Consider the following 18,457-nt stretch of genomic DNA (forward strand, 5'->3'; position numbering starts at 1 on the left):
CACTGGACGCCTCATCGATGAATCGCCGTCTGCGGCGCCTCCGTGCCCCGGGCATGGCCGCGGTACATGCCCTCGGTGTTGAAGGGCATGCAGACGTTGCCGTTGCGATCGATCGCGATCAGCCCGCCGCTGCCGCCGATCGCCGGCAGCGACTGCATCACCACCGCCTGCGCCGCCTGCGCCAGCGACTGGCCCGCATAGCGCATGCGCGCGCAGACGTCGTAGGCCGCGGCCGCGCGGATGAACATCTCGCCGCTGCCGGTGCAGGACACGGCGGCGCGCTTGTCGTCGGCATAGGTGCCGGCGCCGATCAGCGGCGAATCGCCGACACGGCCGGCGCGCTTGTTGGTCATGCCGCCGGTGGAGGTGGCGGCCGCCAGGTGGCCCTGCAGGTCGAGCGCCACGGCGCCGACGGTGCCGAACTTGCGGCCTTCGTCCAGCGGCGCGGCGGCGTTGGCCGTGCCGTCGTGGTCGAGCGCGACGCGGCCGGCGGCCTGCGCGCGCACCAGCTGGGCGCGGCGCGCCTCGGTGGAGAAGTACGAGGGATCGACCATCTCCAGCCCACGCTCGCGCGCGAAGTCCTCGGCACCAGCGCCGACCAGCAGCACGTGGGCGCCGTCCTCCATCACCGCGCGGGCGGCGCGCACCGGGCGGCGGATGCGGCTGACGCAGGCGACCGCGCCGGCGCGCAGGTCGGCGCCGTTCATCACGGCCGCGTCGAGCTCGTGCGTGCCGGCGTGGGTGAAGACGGCGCCGTGGCCGGCATTGAAGAGCGGGCAGTCCTCCAGCATCTCGACGGCGAGGCAGGCCGCGTCGAGCGCGGAGCCGCCGCGCAGCAGCAGCGCCTGGCCGGCCTGCACGATGGCGCGCAGCGCCTCGTGGTAGGCCTGGGCCGCGCCGGCGTCCAGCGCCGCGGCACTGATCGTGCCGGCGCCGCCGTGGATGGCAATGACGGGCGTCGTTCTCATCGGGTCTTCTTCTTTCCGGCCGGCGCGCGCGGCACCGGCCTTTGCTTGATCTTCGGCGTGCTCGCGGCCCGCAGGTCCTGCGCGCCGTGCAGCCATGGCATCACGGCATGGACCACCTTGCTCGCGGCTTGGTAGGCCTGCGGGGCGCGCAGGGCCACGGCGCTGGTCAGGGCCTCGATCAGCGCCAGAACGCTGGTCTCGCAGTTGGGACGATAGCGGGTTTCGGTCTGCGCGTAGAGGGCCACGTCGGCCAGCGGCGCGATCGGCGAGCTGGGCCGGTCGGTCAGCGCCAGCACGCCGATGCCCTGACTGCGCGCGAGGCCGGTGAGTGCCACGGTGTCGGTCAGGTAGCGCGGGAAGGTCAGCGCCACCAGGAGGTCTTGCGGGCCGCCGCGCGACAGGGCACGTGCGCCGTGCGTGACGCCGCTGACCGATGACAGCAGGCGCACGTCGCCGCAGTAGGCATCCAGGCCGTGGTGCAGCAGCCCGGCCAGCCAGGCGCTGGCGCCGAAGCCGGCGATGAAGACGGTGCGGGCGCCGAGCACGCGCGCCACCGCCGCTTCGCAGGAGGCGGGGTCCAGGGCCTGGCGCGTCGCGCCGATGTTGCCCTGGCTTTCCTCCAGCGCCATCGCGAACACCTCCGCCACCGTCGAAGGGCGGGCGAGGTTGCCGCGCAGCCGCTCCACCGGCGCCACCAGCGGCTCGAAGCCGCGCACCAGCTCGGCGCGGAAGCTCGCATAGCCGTCGAAGCCCAGGGCCCGGGCGAAGCGGTTGGCGGTGGCCACCGACACGCCGACGGTGGCGGCCAGCTCGTCGATCGGCAGGGTGGCGACCTGCAGCGGGCGCTCGAGCACGTAGTCGGCCACCTGGCGGTGCGAACGCGTCAGTTGCGGCAGCGCCTGGGCGATGCGCTGCGGGACGGTAGTGGCTGCGGAGGAAGCCGGCATGCGGTGGGGGCTCGCCCGTTCACGGTGCAGGCGATGTAAATAAAATTACATAGTGGTGCGAGGAAAGTAAATTTTCAATCATTGCTTGGTGTTTAGCAAGCTGCGGGCCAACGCCTCTGTGCCGGTCAGGAGCCGATTTACGACGCCTGCATCCATGCAGGTATGTCGCGCCGTCCGTGGAGGACGCGCCAAACATCAATGCAGTCTGACCGCTCGAAGTAAAAGACCAAATGCGGGAAGCGAGTCAATGGCCAACAGCGCAGCCCTGGCAAGTCGAGCTCATGCGCGTAGCGCGTGGAGCCCGTGCCGGGGTGCCGGCTGATATGAACGTAGGCACGTTCAAGCTCATCGATCAAGCCGAGTGCGGCACTTTCCGTGCCCTCTCCCAGGTAGTAGGCGATGGCGTCGTCAATGTCTCGGTTGGCCTCTTCTCGCGGGACGACTGTTTTCGCCTTCACCTTTTGCCGCCGGCCCTGGCTGCCTTCTTGCCCGCGTCGCGCACCCTCTTGCGCAGGCCATCGAAGTAAGCGTCGTCTGCCGCCGCGGCGGGCGCCGAAAGGCCTCCTTGGAGAAGCAGGCTGCGCAGTTGAAGCCTCTGTTGGTCCTTGCGGATGAGCTCGCGCACATATTCGCTGCTCGTGCCATAGCCCCGTTCGACCACTTGCTCATCCACGAACGACTTCATGGCTTCGGGCAGGGATACGTTCATGGTGCTCATGAGACAAGCTTATGGCGCTTGGCAAATTTTGGCAAGCCTGTGGCCGCGGACCGATACCGCCCGGGCGCTTATCAACTCGACTCGGCACAAGAGTTCACCACGTCCATGCCTTTACCGATACCCTGAATCCGTGAGCCCCAATGCTCTGCGGACCGATCCCGGGTGCTTTGTCGCACTGTGACCGAGCCATTCGACTGCCCGATGCTTGGCGGTGCCGAGATCGACGCGATGAAGTCGTCGCCATCACGACTCGGCGATCGACTTGCGTTGAGATGGGTGCGACTGGCCCACGCCGCAACCTCGCTCGGATGCGATTTTCTGGATTCGTGAGTGCGTGAATGAGGCCGGTGATAGGCCGGCTGCGCTCAGCAGCTGGTCAGCAGTTCGCCGTGCAGCCGCTGGAAGGCCTTGGCCGCGCGATCGTTGGCGCCCAGCCCGAGGATGATGCGCCGGCCATGCTCGATGAGACGGCCGGCGCGGTAGATGAGTTCCTGCATCACCGTCTTGATGCGCCTGCGTTTGGCCGCATGGCGCACGGGCGCATCGGACCCCAGCAGCCCGGCCTGGCCCATCAGGCGCAGGATATTCATGGCCAGCGCGGCGAGCTCGCACACCAGGTAGTTGGTACTGAACTTGCCCGAGGGCAGCCGCTCCAGATCGAGGTCGGTCTTGAATTCGGAGTGGAACTGCTCGTGCGTGCCGTGGTCGGCGTACAGCGCGATGATGGCCTTCCCATCGAACTGTTTGGCGCTCAGGCTCGTGGTCCAGCCATCCAACGTGAGCTTGGGCTCGATCAACAACTGGCCCTGCGCATCGATGGTGCGCTCGGTCAGGCGCAGCACGCGGCGCAGCGGCCGCTCGATGCCTTCGATCTCCAGCGCCTGTTCCCACAGCGTCACACGTTTGCCCGCGCGGGGATGCTCCCAGAGCGTGGTGGCGTCGGCCTCAAGCCGCTCGGCCAGCGCCGCCACGTTGGTCGTGCGCGGGTTCCACTTGATCAGCCAGTCCAGCTGCGGCACACCTGCACGGTTGTACGACTCGATCTCGCGCATCAGCGCCGCCGAGTCGAAGCCGGAATCCAGGCGCGCCAGGATCGGCGCCTTCGGACCCGCCGCACTCAGGCGCTGCGCCATCGGGATCACACGCTCGAAGTTGAATTGCGTCTCCGACGCCGAATGCTGCACGCCGGGGCGCAGCGCCAACTCAAGGCAGAACCCGTGCGAGCCCAGGTACGCGGCCAGCGGGCAGTAGCCATCGACCCCCGTGTAGGTACGACCTACGCCGTCCTTGGCAGTGCCGCCGTTGTTCATGGCGAAGGTGTCCACGTCCAGCGCCAGCCAGCCGCAAGGCAAGACGCCATAGTCGACTCGCGCGCCGTACAGCAGCGTCTCGATCAGCGTCGGCAGGAAGTCAAACAGTTCGTCCGCGCGGGCGTCCATGCGCTGGCGCAGCGTCGGGCTGGAGGGCAACAGCTTGATGCCCAGCGCCTGCTTGAAGAAGGCATCGCCGCGGAAGTTCTCGATCGCATCGAAGTCGCTCTTGCCCTGTACCAGCAGGCCCAGGTAGCTGCGCAGAATGTCGCTGTTGGCAACGCCATTTCGAACGGGCAAGGCGTCATCGAGCTGCTTGAATACCGGTGCGAGTCGATTCAGATGATGACCCACCAGCGCCAGACCGGCTACCGGGGTGAGGTCGTAGTCGAGTTGCTTGACGATGAAGGGGCGCATTGAAGGGAATCGGATACTGCGTTTGCAACAGCAGCATGAACGCCCTGCACCTGTCTCGCGTTTACCAAACTACCTCGAATCGCCCGCACCCGCAGGGTGAATCACTTTCGCTCGTGAGCTCACGGATCCAGGGATACGTATTGACGGTGTCTCGATGCATGGCGGCCGCTATCTGGCAAGAGCCCTGAGGTCATTGCTTGCCCGATCCAGACTCGCACCCTAGACTGGCCGCATGCTGACCACCACCCTCATCCTGGCCCACGCCGCAACAGCGGCACTGCTCCTTGCAGCAGCATTCGTCCGGGCACGCGAGGTCATGGCGGTGCGTCGCAAGCAAACGCCAGCACATCTCTGAGCCCGGCGGTCCGCTCCTTCCCTCTTCAGCGCAACCATTCACCGCCGGGCACAAGTCCCGCGCGTTCGCGGCCGCCCTCAAGCACAGGCGCCGCACGAATGGAGTGCGTCAATGCATGCAACGATTCACGGCGAGCGCACGCTCGCCGACCTTGACTCGATTCTCGCCATCACCGATTTCTCTGCCAGCACGGACGCCGTCCTCTCCCGTGCAGCGCAACTTGCCGCCGAGCATGACGCGACGCTGAAGCTCATGTATGCGGCGCCGGGCGGGGACCTCCCTTGCCCCGACGCCGCATGCCGGCTGTCCCACCACGCGCTGCAGCTCGGCCAGCGCCATGCGATCAGCGTCCGCACCGTGAGCCGGACCTCGAACACCGACGAGGATGTCGCGAGCGCGGCGCGATGTGCCGACCTGGTCGTTGCGGGTCTGAGCCGGGTACGCTCGGTGCTGTCCTTCTTGCGTGGCCAGCCCGTGGAGCGGCTTCTCCGGGCGGCGCGCCGACCCGTCCTGGTGGTGAACCCGGAAGCCGGACCGGCACAAGCTGCCTATGGACGCTTGCTCGTCGCGGTGGACTTCTCGGAGGCCTCGCACAATTTGATCGCGGCAGCCTTCGCGCTCGGCAGGTCCGCGCAGGTAGAGCTGTTCCACGCCATCAGCACTGCCAACGAGGGGAAGCTCCGCTATGCAGAGGTCTCGGATCAGGCCATCAAGGCGTACCGGCAGGAATGCAGGCGGTACGCCAGGGACAGGATGTTCCGGCTGACCGATTCGACCGATGCGCGCCGCAACCGCGTCTACTCGGCAATCCGGCATGGCGACCCCGCGCGCCAGGTCATCGTGCAGCAGGAGCACAGCGGCGCCGAGCTCATCGTGGTGGGGAAGCATTCGGCCTCCGCCTTGTCGGACTTCGTCTTCGGAAGCGTGGCACAGCGAGTCCTGCGCCGTGCCTCCATCGATGTTCTCGTGGTCCCTCATGACTTTCAGCCTGCAACGCGGGCCGCCGCCGTGCGTCGGCTCGAACAGAACCCGCGGGCGATGCGATCGCTGGGTGGGTGATGCAGCGCTCGGCCGGCGGGTTGGCGCGAAATGCCAAATGGGCGGCGTGATCCGGCAAACGGCCTTCTGCCTGCCCGTCCTACAGTGAATGCGCCCTCGGAATCTCACGCCGCACACGCCGGATGTCCGAGGTAGCCCACTACCCACTGGAGACATGCAATGAATTTCCTCGACGGACACCTGTTCCCCGAGAACCAGCCGCCGCTCATCATCACGGCCGCTCCCTATGCGCCGGGCTGGCTGCCCTCCGACTTTCCCGAGGACATCCCCGTCACGATGCAAGCACAGATCCAGAAGGCGGTGGATTGCTACAACGCCGGCGCCACCGTGCTGCACCTGCACGTGCGCGAGCTCGACGGCAAGGGCAGCAAGCGCCTGTCCAAGTTCAACGAGCTGATCGCCGGCGTGCGCAAGGCCGTGCCCGAGATGGTGATCCAGGTGGGCGGCTCGATCAGCTTTGCGCCGGAGTCGGAAGGCGCTGCCGCCAAGTGGCTGAGCGACGACACCCGCCACATGCTGGCCGAGCTCGACCCCAAGCCCGATCAGGTCACGGTGACGGTGAACACCTCGCAGATGAACGTGACCGAGCATGCGGAGCTGGCTGATTTCAAAGGCACCTCCCGGGAGATTCCCGCCATCTTCAATGCCTACAAGGAAATGACGGTGCCCTCCCAGCCCGGCTGGGTGGAGGAGCACATCCGCCGCCTGAGCGCGGCCGGCATCCAGAGCGCCTTCCAGTGCTACAACATCAACAGCTTCGAATCGGTGGAGCGGCTGATGCGCCGCGGTGTCTACAAGGGCCCGCTGGTCATGAACTGGGTCGCCATCAGCGGCGGCATGGATGCGCCCAACATCTACAACCTGGCCAACATGCTGCGCGCCGTGCCCGACGGTGCGGTGCTGACGGTCGAAAGCTCGGTGCGCAACGTGCTGCCGATCAACATGATGGGCATCGCCATGGGCCTGCATGTGCGCTGCGGCACCGAGGACGTCCTGTGGAACCAGTCGCGCACGGCCAAGGCGAGCACGGTGTCGCAGATCGAGCAGCTGGTGCGCATGTCCCGCGATTTCGGCCGCGAGATCGCCACGGCCAGGCAGGCGCGCGAAATCAGCAAGATCGGCGTGTTCTACGACACCGTGGAAGAAAGCCTGCAGGCCAACGGCTTTGCCCCCAACCGCAACGGCGGCAACCAGGGCTTCCTGCGCAAGGCCGCCTGAACGCTAGGCCTGTCGAGCCTCGTCTGCGCTACGCCCAGGAAGATACTGCTGGCGCCAGCCGCTCGGGCTTTGCTGGAACTGCTTGCTGAACCACCGCGTGAAAGAGCTGTTTTCCGCAAAGCCGGCAAGTGCGGCGGCCTCGCCGATCGAGAGCTGCGGGTTCTGCAGTGCGCGGACGGCGGCCTGGCTGCGCACGGCGTCCAGGGTGTCCTGAAAGCTGGTTCGGCTGTTCTCCAGCTGGCGCTGAAGGGAGCGCGATGTGCAGCCCAGCGCGCTGGCCACTTGGGCGATGCCATGGCGTCCATGCGGCAACAGCGACTGGATGGCGCTGCGTACCTGCTGCTCGATGGGCTTGGGAGATCTGCCGGGCGCGTGGAGGTCCATCAGATGCCGGGCATGCGCCTCCATGCCGCTGTCGTGCTCCGGATCGAGAAGCTGCAGGTCTTCGGTGGACAGCACGATGCCGTCGAAGTCCGAGGCGAACACGATCTCGCTGCCGAGCACCCGGCGGTGAAGGGCCATGCTGCTGGGCGCAGCGTGCGAGAAATGCACGCCGACGGGCTTCCAGCCTTTGCCCAGTTGGTGGCGGCACAGGCTCAGCAAGGCCGTGATGCCCAGCTCCATGGGGTGGCGTCCCGGCGTCTCCCTCTCGGTGTCCAGGTGCAACTGAATGATCGAAAGCCGCCCCTGCGTCACGGTTTCCGTGGTGATGGTGGTGCTGATCAGGTGGTGGTAGTCCTTGAGCGTCTGCAGAAGGGTGGCCAGGCTTGGCTGATGCTGCAGAAGCAGGCTGATTTGCCCAAAGTCCGACAGCCGCCAGTACGAACCCATGAGCAACCCGAGCGATGCGTTGCCGGTTTGCGCGGAAGAAGCCTCCAGCAGCTGAGCGAAGGCCGTCTCTGGCACCAGCAGGTCGGGCGAGTTCAGGCAGCTGTGGTCCAGGCCCACCTGGCGGAGCATGCTCAACGGATCGATGCCGAGCTCCTGCGCGACTTTCGAGTACTTGTTGAGACTGATGCTTCGGATGCGGGGCGTCATGCCTGACGTCTATCAATGCTGTGCAAGTTGGTCAATGGTGTTAGTACCAGAGGCCTTGGCAGCTGCGGCGAAGCCTCGGCGCGACTGGGTAAGCGCCTGTCGTGATCGGTCAAGCCGGTTGGCGCCTTGCGGTTCGAGAATTGCTCCATCGGCAGGCACAGGATGAATGCATCGCAAGACCTGCCGCGGTGGACTTCCTGGAGACAAGGAGCAGGCAATGAAAGTCGAAAAGCTGACGTGCACCATCGGTGCGGAAGTATCGGGTGTGCACCTGGGCGATGCGTCGCGCGACGCCCGTCTGGCCCATGAAATCAAGGCCTTGCTGCTGCAGCACAAGGTGCTGTTTTTTCGTGACCAGGAAATCACGCGGGCCGAGCATGTGGCCTTTGCCCGCCACTTCGGTGAACTGGAAGACCATCCCGTGGCCGGCAGCGACCCGGACCATCCGGGGCTGGTTCAGATCTATCGCAGCGACAAGCGCGAAAACTACGAGAACAGCTTTCACACCGATGGGCAGTGGCGCGACGCACCGCCCATGGGGGGTGTGCTGCGCTGCATCGAATGCCCGCCGGTGGGAGGCGACACTATCTGGGTCGACATGGTGCAGGCTTACGGCAACCTGCCGGACGACATCAAGAAGAAGATCGATGGCCTGAAGGTGAAGTGCAGCATCGAGCATTCGTTCGGCGCCGCCATGCCGGAAGAAAAGCGCCGGGCGCTCGGGATGGAGCATCCGATGGTGGAGCATCCCGTGGTGCGCACCCATCCGGAAACCGGGGAGAAGATCCTGTACGTCTGTGGGTTCGCAACCCACTTTGCGAACTACCACACGCCGGGCAACGTGCGCTTCGGCCAGGACAAGACACCGGGCGCCAGCATGCTGCTCAATTACCTGACCAGCCAGGCGGCCATTCCCGAGTACCAGGTCCGGTTCCGCTGGAAGCCCAACAGCGTGGCCATGTGGGACAACCGCTGCACGCAGCACTACGCGGTCCAGGACTACTGGCCGGCGCCCCGAAAAATGGAGCGCACGGCCATCATCGGCGACAAGCCTTTCTAAGCGCGCATGCGCAGCAATCAACAAAGGAGACAGAGATGAACGTGAAGAAACAGGACTACTTCTGGTGGCGCGGATTCGCCTTGGCGGTCGGCATGGGTGTTCTGGGTTGGACGGCCGAGGTCCAGGCCCAGCCGGCCTGGCCCACCAAGCCGATTCGCCTGGTGGTGGCCGGACCTGCCGGCGGCAGCGCCGACGCGTTGGCGCGGCTGCTGGCGGAGGGCATGCAGCAGGAACTGGGCAAGCCGGTCATCGTGGAATCCAAGCCCGGTGCCGCCGGTGCGCTGGCAATCGGCGATCTGATGTCCAACGGCAAGGACGGCCACACCCTCCTGGTCATCCAGGGCGGCGCCGTGAGCGAAACCCCACTGGCCTACAAGGTCCACTATCAGCCCTTTGCGGACCTGAAGCCGTTGGCCCAGCTCAGCCGGACCGGGCTGGTGCTGGTCGCCAACAAGGATCTGCCTGTCGCCAACCTGCAGCAGGTCGTGGCGTACGGCAAATCGCAAAAGGACGGGCTTAGTTTCGCGTCCTACGCGGCGGGCATGAAGGGTCACACCTCGGGCATGCTGCTCGGGAAGCTCACGCAGATGCAGATGAATCATGTGGGCTACAAGGGCTCTCCCCCGGCATTGACCGATCTCATGGGCGGCCATGTGCCCCTGATGTTCGATGGGCTGGCCACCTCGTTGCCGTTGATCAAGAGCGGCAAGATCAAGGCGATTGCGGTGAACTACCCCACCCGCATCGCCGCGTTGCCGGAGGTGCCCACCTTCAAGGAACTCGGCTACCCACAGCTCGCGCAGGCAGGCTGGTTCGCCGTGTGGTCCCGCCCGGATGCTCCCGCGGCAGTCCAGCAGAAAATGCGCGAGTTGACGCTGGCCCATTTCAAGCGAGCCGAGGTGCAGAATCGCCTCAAGGAAATGGGCATGGAGCAGGGCGGCTCCGAGACTTCGGAAGAGATGATGGCGGAATTGAAGCAGGCGTATGAGCAGCAGTCCGCACTGCTGAAATCCATCGACTACAAGCCGGAGTGAAGCGGTGTCCATTGAGGAGCATGCGATGAGCGCGACCCGCGAATCCCGCCTTCCGCTCGCCGGCGTGCGTGTGCTGGATCTGTCGCGCGTTCTGGCCGGCCCCATGTGCGCGCAGGCGCTGGGCGACCTGGGCGCGGAGGTCATCAAGATCGAGCATCCCGCCCGCGGCGACGACACGCGCGACTGGGGCCTGCGCGTGGGCTCGCGCAACACGGCCTACTTCAACAGCGCCAACCGCAACAAGCAGTCGGTGGGCGTGGATCTGCAAAAGCCCGAGGGCCAGCGCCTTGTGCGCGAGCTGGCCGCGAAGAGCGACGTGGTGATCCAGAACTTCAAGTTCGGCGGCATCGCGAAGATGGGGCTGGATTACGAGTCGCTGAAACCCATCAACCCGGCCCTCGTGTACTGCTCCATCACCGGCTACCGCACCGATGGCCCCGAGGCCGCGCGCCCGGGCTACGACCTGGTGGTGCAGGGCGAGGCCGGCCTGATGGCGCTGAACGGCGAGGAAGGGCAGGGCCCGCTGAAGTTCGGGGTGGCGGCGGTGGACATGTTCACCGGCATGTACTCGGCGCAGGCGATCCTGGCAGCCCTGTTCGATCGCCAGCGCACGGGACAGGGACGGCATGTCGAGATGGCCCTGTACGACTGCGGCCTGATGATCACCGCCTACTACGGCATGGAGGCGCTGCTCATGGGCAACGATCCGCCCAAGTACGGCAACGCACACCCTTCCATCGTGCCCTATGGCGTGTTCGATGCGGCCGACGGCCCGCTGGTCATCACGGTGGGCAACAACGCGCAGTTCCAGCGCTTCTGCACCGAGGTGCTGGAACGGGACGACCTGGCGACCGACGAGCGCTTCGTCACGAACCTGGCCCGGTCGCAGAACCGCCATGCACTGCTGCCCGAACTGCGCGCCGAGCTGGCCCGCCGCCCGCGTGAGCTTCTGCTGGCGCGCCTGACGGCGGCCGGCATTCCCTGCGGCGAGGTCCTGGGCCTGCTGGAGGCCCTGCAGTCGCAGCGCACGGCAGAGGCCGGCTTGCTGGCCGAGCTTCCCAACCCCGAGACCGGCCGCGTGCAGGTGCTGGCGCCTCCGTACCGCTTCGACGGCCAGCGCATGCCCGTGCGTGCCGCGCCGCCGCTGCTCGCGCAGGACACCGAACGCGTGCTCGGCGACCTGCTGGGCATGGACGCACAGGCCATTGCCGCGCTCCGGCAGGGCGGCGTTCTGTAGCGGCTCACTCGGGGCTGATCTTGAGCTGGAGCTTCTTGACGATGGCCTGGTTATGGGCCGTGGTTGCCGCCAGCGTTTGCCGAAGCTGATCCAGCGAGGCATCCTGCGGAAAATCCAGGCCCTGCGCAGTCAGTGCTTCGCGGAACTTGGACGTGCGGATCACCTTCGCCATCTCGCTCTGGATTCGATCGACGATCGGCTTGGGCGTGCTGCTCAAGACGAAGACACCGACGCTCGCATGCGGAAGAACGAAATCGGGCAAGCCCAGTTCGCCGAAACTCGGAACATCGGGCAGATGCTGCGAGCGCGTCGACGAGGAGACCGCATAGGCCTTGAGCTTGCCGCTCCTGATGTGCGGGACGACGTTGCTCACGACTTCGAAGGTCATCTGAACCTGGTTTCCCATCAGGTCGACCAGGATGGGCGCCGAACCCTTGTACGGAACGATCAGCATGTCGTTGCCGCTCTTTTCCTTCAGCATTTCGCCCATGAGATTGGAACGCGTGCCGGCACCGTGGTTCGCTACGCTGACCGATTTGGGGTTGCGCCTGGCATGGTCGAGCATCTCCTTGACGTTGTTGGGCGGAAAGCTCGAATTGGCGACCAGCACGTGGATCATGCTGCTGGCTTCTGCGACATAGGTGAAGGTCTTGAGCACGTCGTACGGCGTCTTCACGACCAGGGGTACGTCGGACATGACGCTCGACGGCCCCACCATCCAGGTGTAGCCATCGGCGGGCGCCGCCATCACGGCCCGCTCCGCCACCACGCCCGAAGCGCCTGGCTTGTTGTCCACCAGAATGGTCTGGCCGAGGTTCGGCCGCAGTTGTTCGGCGAGCAATCGAGCCACCAGGTCGGACACGCCACCCGGCGGCGCCGGCACGACGAGTCGGATGGGCTTGTCGGGCCATTGCTGTGCCAGCGCAGGCGAAAGTGCTGCCACCCAGGACAGGGCAGCGATCGTGAGACTTCGTCGTGTCAGGAATTTTGAAATCATGTCAATTCACCCGAGGCTCAGATGGCTTGCGCAGGAAGCCCTGGGTGCCGCCGTTGCGGTTGGGCGCGAAGCCGTTTTCCCGAAGCGTCTCGTCCGCGGTCTCGTAGAAGACGTCGAGCTTCAAGATGTCCCGTGCCTGTTGCGCCGTCGCGATGGGGCGGCCGAATTCGCCGGCGATGCGCACCAGTTGCTTGATCTGCTCGACGGAGCTCATCTTGCCCGTGCGCGTCTGGTTCCAGAGCACGTCTTCGATGCCGCAGCGCACGTGCAGGCCCAGGGCCATGCCGATCATGTTCACGGGCAGGACGTTGAGCACCGAGCTCTCCACCGTGATCACCGAGCCATCGGGCGCGGCGCGCAGAAAGTTCGCCAGGTTGTAGATGTTCGCCTGGTCCATGCCGCCGCTGATGGCCACCCAGTTCATCACCAGCGGGCCCTTGTAGACGCCGCGGCGAATCATCCGCTCGATCGTCTCGAAGCTGTTGATGTTGTAGCACTGGAACGCACTTTGGATTCCGGCGGCCGACAGGCGACGGATGTGCTCCTCGGCCCAGCTGGGATTCGAGGGAACGATCATGTCCTTGTAGGTTGCATAGAGGTGCGGGAAGCCGCGCGAAACGCCCTTGAAGTCATCGATGCCCGCATGCTCCGTCACATTCATCTGCGTCGTGTTGACGGTGACAGTCACCTGGTCGGGCTTCGGATCGAGTTCGGCCAGCATGTGCCGCGTGTCGTCGCTCAGCCACTTGGCGGCCGAGCCATCGTCTTCCGGCGCGAAGCTGATGGAACCACCCACCTGAATCACCATCTCGGGCACCGCCTTGCGCACACCCGCGATCAGCTCATTGAACATGGACAGGCGCTTGCTGCCCTTGCCGTCGGCTTCACGCACATGCAGATGCAGCACGGTGGCGCCGGCTTCGTAGCAATCCACCGCCTTCTGGATCTGCTCCTCCATGGTGATCGGGATATCTTCCGGGAAGTCCGAGGGAATCCAGCCCGGCGCATAAGGAGCGGCCGTAATGATGAGGGGCTGCTGGTTCTCGGGATACAGGTGGCCGTCGAGGAAGTTCATGATGATGGGTCTCCAAGTTTTGAAATGTGAACACCGGGGTGAACCGACGCCGCAAATCATCTCCCCGGCATCGCTGCCCATGCTTGACCTTGCATGCCTCGTACTTGGCTTTTCATGACATCGGTGCGCCCCTTCCGGGCGGTGCCGGCTATGCCTGCGCGACGCGCAAGGTCATCGCGTTCCGCGCTGCTCGGGCTGCCGGGCGGCGCGTGCGGCCCGGCTCTCTTTGGCGCTGCAACCGAATTGCGCCTGATACCAGCGCGAGAGTGCGCTCGGCGCGGAAAAGCCGAGGAGCATCGCCACCTCGGTCAAAGGACGATCGCTCTCGATGACATGACGCGTGGCGAGTTCCTTGCGGATCTCGTTCACCATCGAGGAGAAGTCCTGCCCCTGTTCCGCCAGCCTGCGCTGGACCGTGCGGCACGCCACGCCCAGGTGCTCGGCCACCTGTTCGATGGTGCAGCGCCCGCTGGGCAGCAGCAGAAGGATCGTGCGCCGCACGTCCTCGAGCATGGTCGGCCTCTGCGGCTCGACCGACGCGTCCAGCAACTGCTGCGCGTAGCGCGCCATCGCCGGATCGGCGGACGGGTTGCGGGCATCGAGATCGGTCTTCGCGCAGACGATGCAGTTGAAGTCGGAGTCGAACTCGACGCAAGGGCCGAATACCCGGTGATGCACACTGGCATCGTGCGGCGCCGGGTGCTCGAAGCACACGCGCCGCGGCTGCCAGTCGGCCCCCAGAAACTGACGCATCAACCGCAGCATCACGCCGAGCGCCAGCTCGATTCTTTGGCGCGTGGGCTGCTGCGGGTTGCCGGCCTTCAGCTGCTCGCGGAGAACGACCACGCCGGCGCTCTCTTCGATCATCAGCGACAGCGAACCATTGAGCAGCACCTGGTAGCGCACCAGCACGGCCAGCGAGTCGCGCAACGTGGTCTGGTCGCGGATCAGCATGCCCACCGCACCCAGGTTGGACAGCAGTCGCGACTCTGCCATGCACAGACCGAAGCTCTCGTTGCCCGACAGGGTTGCAGACGCCTGGAGCAGTTGGCCGACGCGTTCGACCGGGATCATGAGGTCCGGCTCGCGCAGTACGTTCGGGCTGAGCCCCGCATCGAGAAGCATCCGAACGGGATCCAGGCCACCGGCACGGGCGACCTCGCTGTAGTTGGTGAGGCTCGCAGCGCGGACCAGTGACGACATCGGAGAGCGGGGGAAGAAGTGGCACCGAAGGATAAGTGCCAGTCATGCAATGTCAAGCGGGGGCATGCCGGCGCAACCACACTCCGAAGCATCAACGGCCCGTTCGACAACAGGAGACAAGGCTCATGACGCAAGAACTCAAACCGGCGCCCGCCGTGGTCCGCGCGACCTCCCTGGGCCACTCGATCCACGTCGAGCCACTCACCTGTTCGATCGGCGCCGAGCTCGGCAACGTCGACCTGGGCGCGGCGGCAGAAGATGACCTGCTGATGGCCGAGATCCGGGCGCTGCTGTTGAAGCATCGCGTCGTGTTCTTTCGCGACCAGGACATCACGCGCGCCCAGCACGTGGCCTTTGCGCGGCGCTTCGGCGAGCTGGAGGACCACCCGGTGGTGGGCAGTCACCCCGACCATCCGGGGCTGATCCAGATCTACAAGACCCCCGAGAGTCCGCCCGAACGTCACGAGAACTCCTGGCACACCGATGCCACCTGGCGCGAGAAGCCGCCGCTTGGCTGCGTGCTGCGCTGTGTCGAATGCCCGCCTGTGGGCGGCGACACGATGTGGGTCAACATGGTGGAGGCGTATCGGCAGCTGCCCGAGGATGTCAAGGCGAAGATTGCGCCTCTGCGCGCGCGCCACAGCATCGAGGCGAGCTTTGGCGCCGCCATGCCCATCGAAAAGCGCCTGGCGCTGAAGGCGCAGTTCCCGGACGCCGAGCATCCCGTGGTCCGCATCCATCCCGAAACCGGCGAGAAGGTGCTGTTCGTCAATGGCAGCTTCACGACGCATTTCACCAATTTCAATACGCCGGACAACGTGCGCTTCGGCCTGGACAAGTCGCCGGGCGCCAGTCACCTGCTCAACTTCCTCGTCAGCCAGGCCCTCATCCCCGAATACCAGGTGCGCTTTCGTTGGAAGAAGAACAGCGTTGCGTTCTGGGACAACCGCTCCACCCAGCATTACGCAGTGATGGACTACCCGCCGTGCCACCGCAAGATGGAGCGCACGGCCATCGTCGGTGACGCGCCGTACTGAAACGGCCGGCATGAGCGACACGAACCCCGAGGAAAGAAAAGCACCCGTGAGCACCACACGACAAGCCACGATCCTGATCGTTCCCGGCCTGCGCGACCATGTCGAGGACCACTGGCAAACGCACCTGGAACGCAAGCTGTCGTCGGTACGCCAGGTCGTCTCCGTGCCTCCGCTGGAGACCGACAAGCTGAGTTGCGCGGCGCGCGTTGCGGCGGTCCAGCGGGCCATCGAGATCATCGAAGGTCCCCTCATCGTCGTCGCTCACAGTGCCGGCGCCCTCATGATGGTGCACTGGGCGCAAGAGCACACCCGAGGGCTCGAGGGTGTGTTGTTGGCGGCGCCGCCGGATTTCGAGTCGCCGCTTCCCGCGGGCTATCCGACGCCTGATGCCCTGCAGGCGAACGGCTGGCTGCCCGTGCCCCGGCACGCGCTGCCCTTTCGGAGCATCGTGGCGGCCAGCACCAATGACCCGCTGGCCACGCTCGATCGCGTCACGCAGATGGCGAGCGACTGGGGCAGCGAGCTGGTCGACGTGGGCGCGCTGGGCCATATCAACCCGGCGTCAGGCTTTGGCGAATGGCCGTTGGCCGAACAGCTCATCCGGTCACTGGAGTCCTGATCGCGGCAGCAGCGCGGGCACGAGCGAGCGGTTCAGCCGCTCCCGCCACCAGCGCAGCGCCCGCCCTTCGGCGCCCGTCTTCCACGCGAGCCAGAACGACTCGGACGGGCGCGACTCCTCGGTGGGCAGTTCCACCAGCGTTCCGCGCGCCAGCTCGCCGGCGATGCAGGCGCGCGGCAGGTGGCCGTGGCCCAGGCCCTCGACCTGGCAGGCGATCTTCGCGGCCATGCTGGGCACGGTGATGCGCGGCTGTCCTGCGAGCAGGCCCACGGTGCGGTCAGACAGCGAGCGGGCGCTGTCGCCCACCACGATGGCATTGCAGTCGAGCAGATCGCCGCGCTGCAGCGGCCGGCCCAGGCGAGTGAGGGGATGGGTGGGCGCCACGCAGAAGGCGAAGTCGAGGCTGCCCACGGTCACCGCCTGGTAGCCGCCGCCGGCCGGGCCCTCGCCCGCGGCGATGACGATGTCGGCGCGGCCTTCGCGCAGGGCCTCCCAGGCGCCGGTCAGGGCTTCGCAGCCGATGCGCAGCCGGGTGCCGCAGCGCAGATCCTCGAAGGCGCGGATGTCGTTGATCAGCGCCTGGGTGGGGATGAGCGAGTCATGCACCAGCCGCAACTCCGACTCGTAACCGGTGGCGATCTGCCGCATGCGCGATTCGAGGTCGCTCGCGGCGCCGAGCAGCCAGCGGCCTTCCTTCAGCATCTCGTCCCCCGCGGAGGTGAGAGTGACGCGCGGGCCGTTGCGCTCGAACAGCAGCATGCCGAGCTGCTCCTCGAGCTTGCCTACCGCGTACGAGATGGTGGAGGGCACCTTGTTGAGTCGCGCGGCGGCGGCGGCAAAGGAGCCGTGGCGCGCGATGGCGTCGACGAGTTCGATGGCTTCGAGGGTGAGCTTGAGCACGTGAGCGTCCTGGGGTTTACGGGTCGGAAGCGGGTCGAAAAACCGATGTTCGAAAACTTCGATCATTAGAAGCCAAAAGTTTCGTCAACAACCGGCCAGGAGGCCGCCATGATTGCGTCCATGCCAAGGAGAAATGTCTCTGGAAGCAGATTGTGAATTTAATCGAATTCAATTCCTCCGCCCCCTGAACCCACGCAACCGACCCACCTACTGAAGGAGCTTCCCATGACCGTCAAAGCAACCCCCACCGCCGGCGCCCGGCTGCTCAAGCCCGCCGACCACATGCTGGTGATGATCGACTTCCAGTCGCAGATGGCCTTCGCCACCCATTCGATCGACGCGGTGAACCTGCGCAACAACGCGGCGCTGGTGGCGCAGGCGGCCGCGGGCTTCAAGGTGTCGACCATCCTCACGACGGTGGCCGAGAAGAGCTTCTCGGGCCCGATGTTCAGCGAGATCACCGACGCCTTCCCGGGCCAGGCGATGCTCGACCGCACCTCGATGAATACCTGGGAAGACGCCGCCGTGATCGAGCGCGTGAACGAGATCGGCAAGCCGCGCATCGTGCTGGCGGGCCTGTGGACCAGCGTGTGCATCGTGGGCCCGGCGCTGTCGGCGCTCGACCAGGGCTTCGAGGTGTTCGTCATCGCGGACGCCTGCGGCGATGTTTCGGCCGAGGCGCACAACCGCGCCATGGAGCGCATGGTGCAGGCCGGCGCGCAGCCGATGACCTCGCTGCAGTACCTGCTGGAGCTGCAGCGCGACTGGGCCCGTGGCGAGACCTACGAGCTCACCACCGGCATCGCGAAGAAGGTCGGCGGCGCCTATGGCCTGGGCGTGACCTACGCCAAGACCATGTTCGGCGCGCACGAAGGCTGATCGCGGGAAGAGTGCCGGCCATGAAGCCCTACGTCGTTTCTCTTGCGCTGGGCCTGCTGGTCGGCGTGATTTATGCGCTCTTCCAGGTGCGCTCGCCGGCCCCGCCGGTGATCGCCCTGGTGGGACTCCTGGGAATCCTGCTCGGCGAGCAAATCCCGCCACTGGTGAAGCAGGTCTTCGACCGCGATAGGGTGAGCACCTCGTGGCTGCACCACCAAGTGAAGCCGCACATGTTCGGCGAGCTGCCGAAATGCGCGCAGCCGCTGGCAGCGAACACGTCCAAGGCCCATTCGTCCGAAGAGCGAAGCTCATGACATCATCTTCCGATCCGGGACGCCGCCGCTTCCTCGGCGCGCTCGGCGCGGCGCTGGCCGCCCCGGGCCTTG

Annotated in this window: 20 protein-coding genes; 10 read left to right on the forward strand and 10 right to left on the reverse strand. The window is 65.9% G+C overall.

Going from position 1 to position 18,457, the window contains the following annotated elements; genetic code table 11:
• Nucleotides 1-11: 11 nt before the first annotated feature.
• The 5 genes from GXN78_RS18810 to GXN78_RS18830 all read right to left on the reverse strand — a co-directional run bounded on the left by GXN78_RS18810 (nucleotide 12) and on the right by GXN78_RS18830 (nucleotide 4,360).
• Entirely contained in the window at nucleotides 12-968 is a 957-nt protein-coding gene (locus tag GXN78_RS18810; protein WP_106554785.1) for an isoaspartyl peptidase/L-asparaginase, read from the reverse strand.
• Nucleotides 965-1,915 (reverse strand): MurR/RpiR family transcriptional regulator, encoded by a 951-nt coding sequence (locus GXN78_RS18815; RefSeq protein ID WP_106554784.1) that lies wholly within the window; start codon nucleotides 1,913-1,915, stop codon nucleotides 965-967. The genes GXN78_RS18810 and GXN78_RS18815 overlap by 4 nt, the downstream gene beginning before the upstream one ends.
• Before the next feature lie 137 nt (nucleotides 1,916-2,052).
• Complete coding sequence (locus GXN78_RS18820; protein ID WP_106554783.1) at nucleotides 2,053-2,373, reverse strand: type II toxin-antitoxin system RelE/ParE family toxin; 321 nt, start codon at nucleotides 2,371-2,373, stop codon at nucleotides 2,053-2,055.
• On the reverse strand, nucleotides 2,370-2,633 hold the full coding sequence (locus GXN78_RS18825) for a hypothetical protein (RefSeq protein ID WP_106554782.1): 264 nt from the start codon (nucleotides 2,631-2,633) through the stop codon (nucleotides 2,370-2,372). Before GXN78_RS18825 ends, GXN78_RS18820 begins: the two co-directional genes overlap by 4 nt.
• Nucleotides 2,634-2,998: 365 nt before the next feature.
• A complete protein-coding gene (locus tag GXN78_RS18830; protein ID WP_106561504.1) occupies nucleotides 2,999-4,360 on the reverse strand; it encodes an IS1380 family transposase in 1,362 nt (453 codons plus the stop codon).
• A 232-nt stretch (nucleotides 4,361-4,592) separates the two neighbouring features.
• Here GXN78_RS18830 and GXN78_RS41960 point away from each other — a divergent pair, with 232 nt between their 5' ends.
• The 3 genes from GXN78_RS41960 (at nucleotide 4,593) to GXN78_RS18840 (ending at nucleotide 6,992) form a co-directional block, all read left to right on the forward strand.
• Nucleotides 4,593-4,715, forward strand: coding sequence for a hypothetical protein (locus GXN78_RS41960; RefSeq protein ID WP_258187007.1), 123 nt, complete (start codon nucleotides 4,593-4,595; stop codon nucleotides 4,713-4,715).
• Between the two features lie 111 nt (nucleotides 4,716-4,826).
• Nucleotides 4,827-5,774: a universal stress protein gene (locus GXN78_RS18835; RefSeq protein ID WP_106557535.1), complete on the forward strand. Its 948-nt coding sequence runs from the start codon at nucleotides 4,827-4,829 to the stop codon at nucleotides 5,772-5,774.
• 159 nt (nucleotides 5,775-5,933) lie between these two features.
• Nucleotides 5,934-6,992 (forward strand): 3-keto-5-aminohexanoate cleavage protein, encoded by a 1,059-nt coding sequence (locus tag GXN78_RS18840; RefSeq protein WP_106557534.1) that lies wholly within the window; start codon nucleotides 5,934-5,936, stop codon nucleotides 6,990-6,992.
• Nucleotides 6,993-6,995: 3 nt separating this feature from the next.
• Here GXN78_RS18840 and GXN78_RS18845 read toward each other — a convergent pair whose 3' ends face one another.
• Nucleotides 6,996-8,030 (reverse strand): AraC family transcriptional regulator, encoded by a 1,035-nt coding sequence (locus tag GXN78_RS18845; protein ID WP_106557533.1) that lies wholly within the window; start codon nucleotides 8,028-8,030, stop codon nucleotides 6,996-6,998.
• A gap of 217 nt (nucleotides 8,031-8,247) precedes the next feature.
• On the opposite strand from GXN78_RS18845, the gene GXN78_RS18850 reads away from it, so the two are divergent.
• From GXN78_RS18850 to GXN78_RS18860, 3 genes are all read left to right on the forward strand, one after another.
• Entirely contained in the window at nucleotides 8,248-9,090 is an 843-nt protein-coding gene (locus tag GXN78_RS18850; RefSeq protein WP_106557532.1) for a TauD/TfdA family dioxygenase, read from the forward strand.
• A gap of 92 nt (nucleotides 9,091-9,182) precedes the next feature.
• Nucleotides 9,183-10,124 carry a tripartite tricarboxylate transporter substrate binding protein gene (locus GXN78_RS18855; protein WP_239142831.1) on the forward strand — a complete coding sequence of 314 codons (942 nt, stop codon included), beginning with the start codon at nucleotides 9,183-9,185 and terminating at the stop codon, nucleotides 10,122-10,124.
• A 25-nt stretch (nucleotides 10,125-10,149) separates the two neighbouring features.
• Complete coding sequence (locus GXN78_RS18860) at nucleotides 10,150-11,361, forward strand: CaiB/BaiF CoA-transferase family protein (protein ID WP_106557530.1); 1,212 nt, start codon at nucleotides 10,150-10,152, stop codon at nucleotides 11,359-11,361.
• 4 nt (nucleotides 11,362-11,365) lie between these two features.
• On the opposite strand, the gene GXN78_RS18865 is transcribed toward GXN78_RS18860, so the two are convergent.
• The 3 genes from GXN78_RS18865 to GXN78_RS18875 all read right to left on the reverse strand — a co-directional run bounded on the left by GXN78_RS18865 (nucleotide 11,366) and on the right by GXN78_RS18875 (nucleotide 14,636).
• A complete protein-coding gene (locus GXN78_RS18865; RefSeq protein WP_106557529.1) occupies nucleotides 11,366-12,358 on the reverse strand; it encodes a tripartite tricarboxylate transporter substrate binding protein in 993 nt (330 codons plus the stop codon).
• A gap of 1 nt (nucleotide 12,359) precedes the next feature.
• Nucleotides 12,360-13,433: a 3-keto-5-aminohexanoate cleavage protein gene (locus tag GXN78_RS18870; protein WP_106557528.1), complete on the reverse strand. Its 1,074-nt coding sequence runs from the start codon at nucleotides 13,431-13,433 to the stop codon at nucleotides 12,360-12,362.
• Between the two features lie 171 nt (nucleotides 13,434-13,604).
• The gene (locus GXN78_RS18875; RefSeq protein WP_106557527.1) at nucleotides 13,605-14,636 is read right to left on the reverse strand and encodes an AraC family transcriptional regulator; all 1,032 of its coding nucleotides are present in this window, start codon (nucleotides 14,634-14,636) and stop codon (nucleotides 13,605-13,607) included.
• A gap of 185 nt (nucleotides 14,637-14,821) precedes the next feature.
• On the opposite strand from GXN78_RS18875, the gene GXN78_RS18880 reads away from it, so the two are divergent.
• Together GXN78_RS18880 and GXN78_RS18885 are read left to right on the forward strand one after the other, a co-directional pair.
• Entirely contained in the window at nucleotides 14,822-15,673 is an 852-nt protein-coding gene (locus GXN78_RS18880) for a TauD/TfdA family dioxygenase (RefSeq protein WP_204162263.1), read from the forward strand.
• A gap of 10 nt (nucleotides 15,674-15,683) precedes the next feature.
• Nucleotides 15,684-16,292, forward strand: coding sequence for an alpha/beta hydrolase (locus GXN78_RS18885; protein ID WP_181360568.1), 609 nt, complete (start codon nucleotides 15,684-15,686; stop codon nucleotides 16,290-16,292).
• On the opposite strand, the gene GXN78_RS18890 is transcribed toward GXN78_RS18885, so the two are convergent.
• Nucleotides 16,278-17,192, reverse strand: a complete 915-nt coding sequence (locus tag GXN78_RS18890) for a LysR family transcriptional regulator (RefSeq protein ID WP_106557548.1) — start codon at nucleotides 17,190-17,192, stop codon at nucleotides 16,278-16,280. The two genes, GXN78_RS18885 and GXN78_RS18890, sit on opposite strands and share 15 nt — an antisense overlap.
• Before the next feature lie 225 nt (nucleotides 17,193-17,417).
• Between GXN78_RS18890 and GXN78_RS18895 the strand changes: the two genes are divergently transcribed.
• Together GXN78_RS18895 and GXN78_RS18900 are read left to right on the forward strand one after the other, a co-directional pair.
• The gene (locus GXN78_RS18895; RefSeq protein WP_106557525.1) at nucleotides 17,418-18,071 is read left to right on the forward strand and encodes a hydrolase; all 654 of its coding nucleotides are present in this window, start codon (nucleotides 17,418-17,420) and stop codon (nucleotides 18,069-18,071) included.
• Between the two features lie 20 nt (nucleotides 18,072-18,091).
• Entirely contained in the window at nucleotides 18,092-18,385 is a 294-nt protein-coding gene (locus GXN78_RS18900) for a XapX domain-containing protein (protein WP_106557524.1), read from the forward strand.
• Nucleotides 18,386-18,457 lie beyond the last annotated feature (72 nt).

It is taken from the genome of Variovorax sp. WS11 (assembly GCF_010499245.1).
Classification (GTDB): domain Bacteria; phylum Pseudomonadota; class Gammaproteobacteria; order Burkholderiales; family Burkholderiaceae_C; genus Variovorax.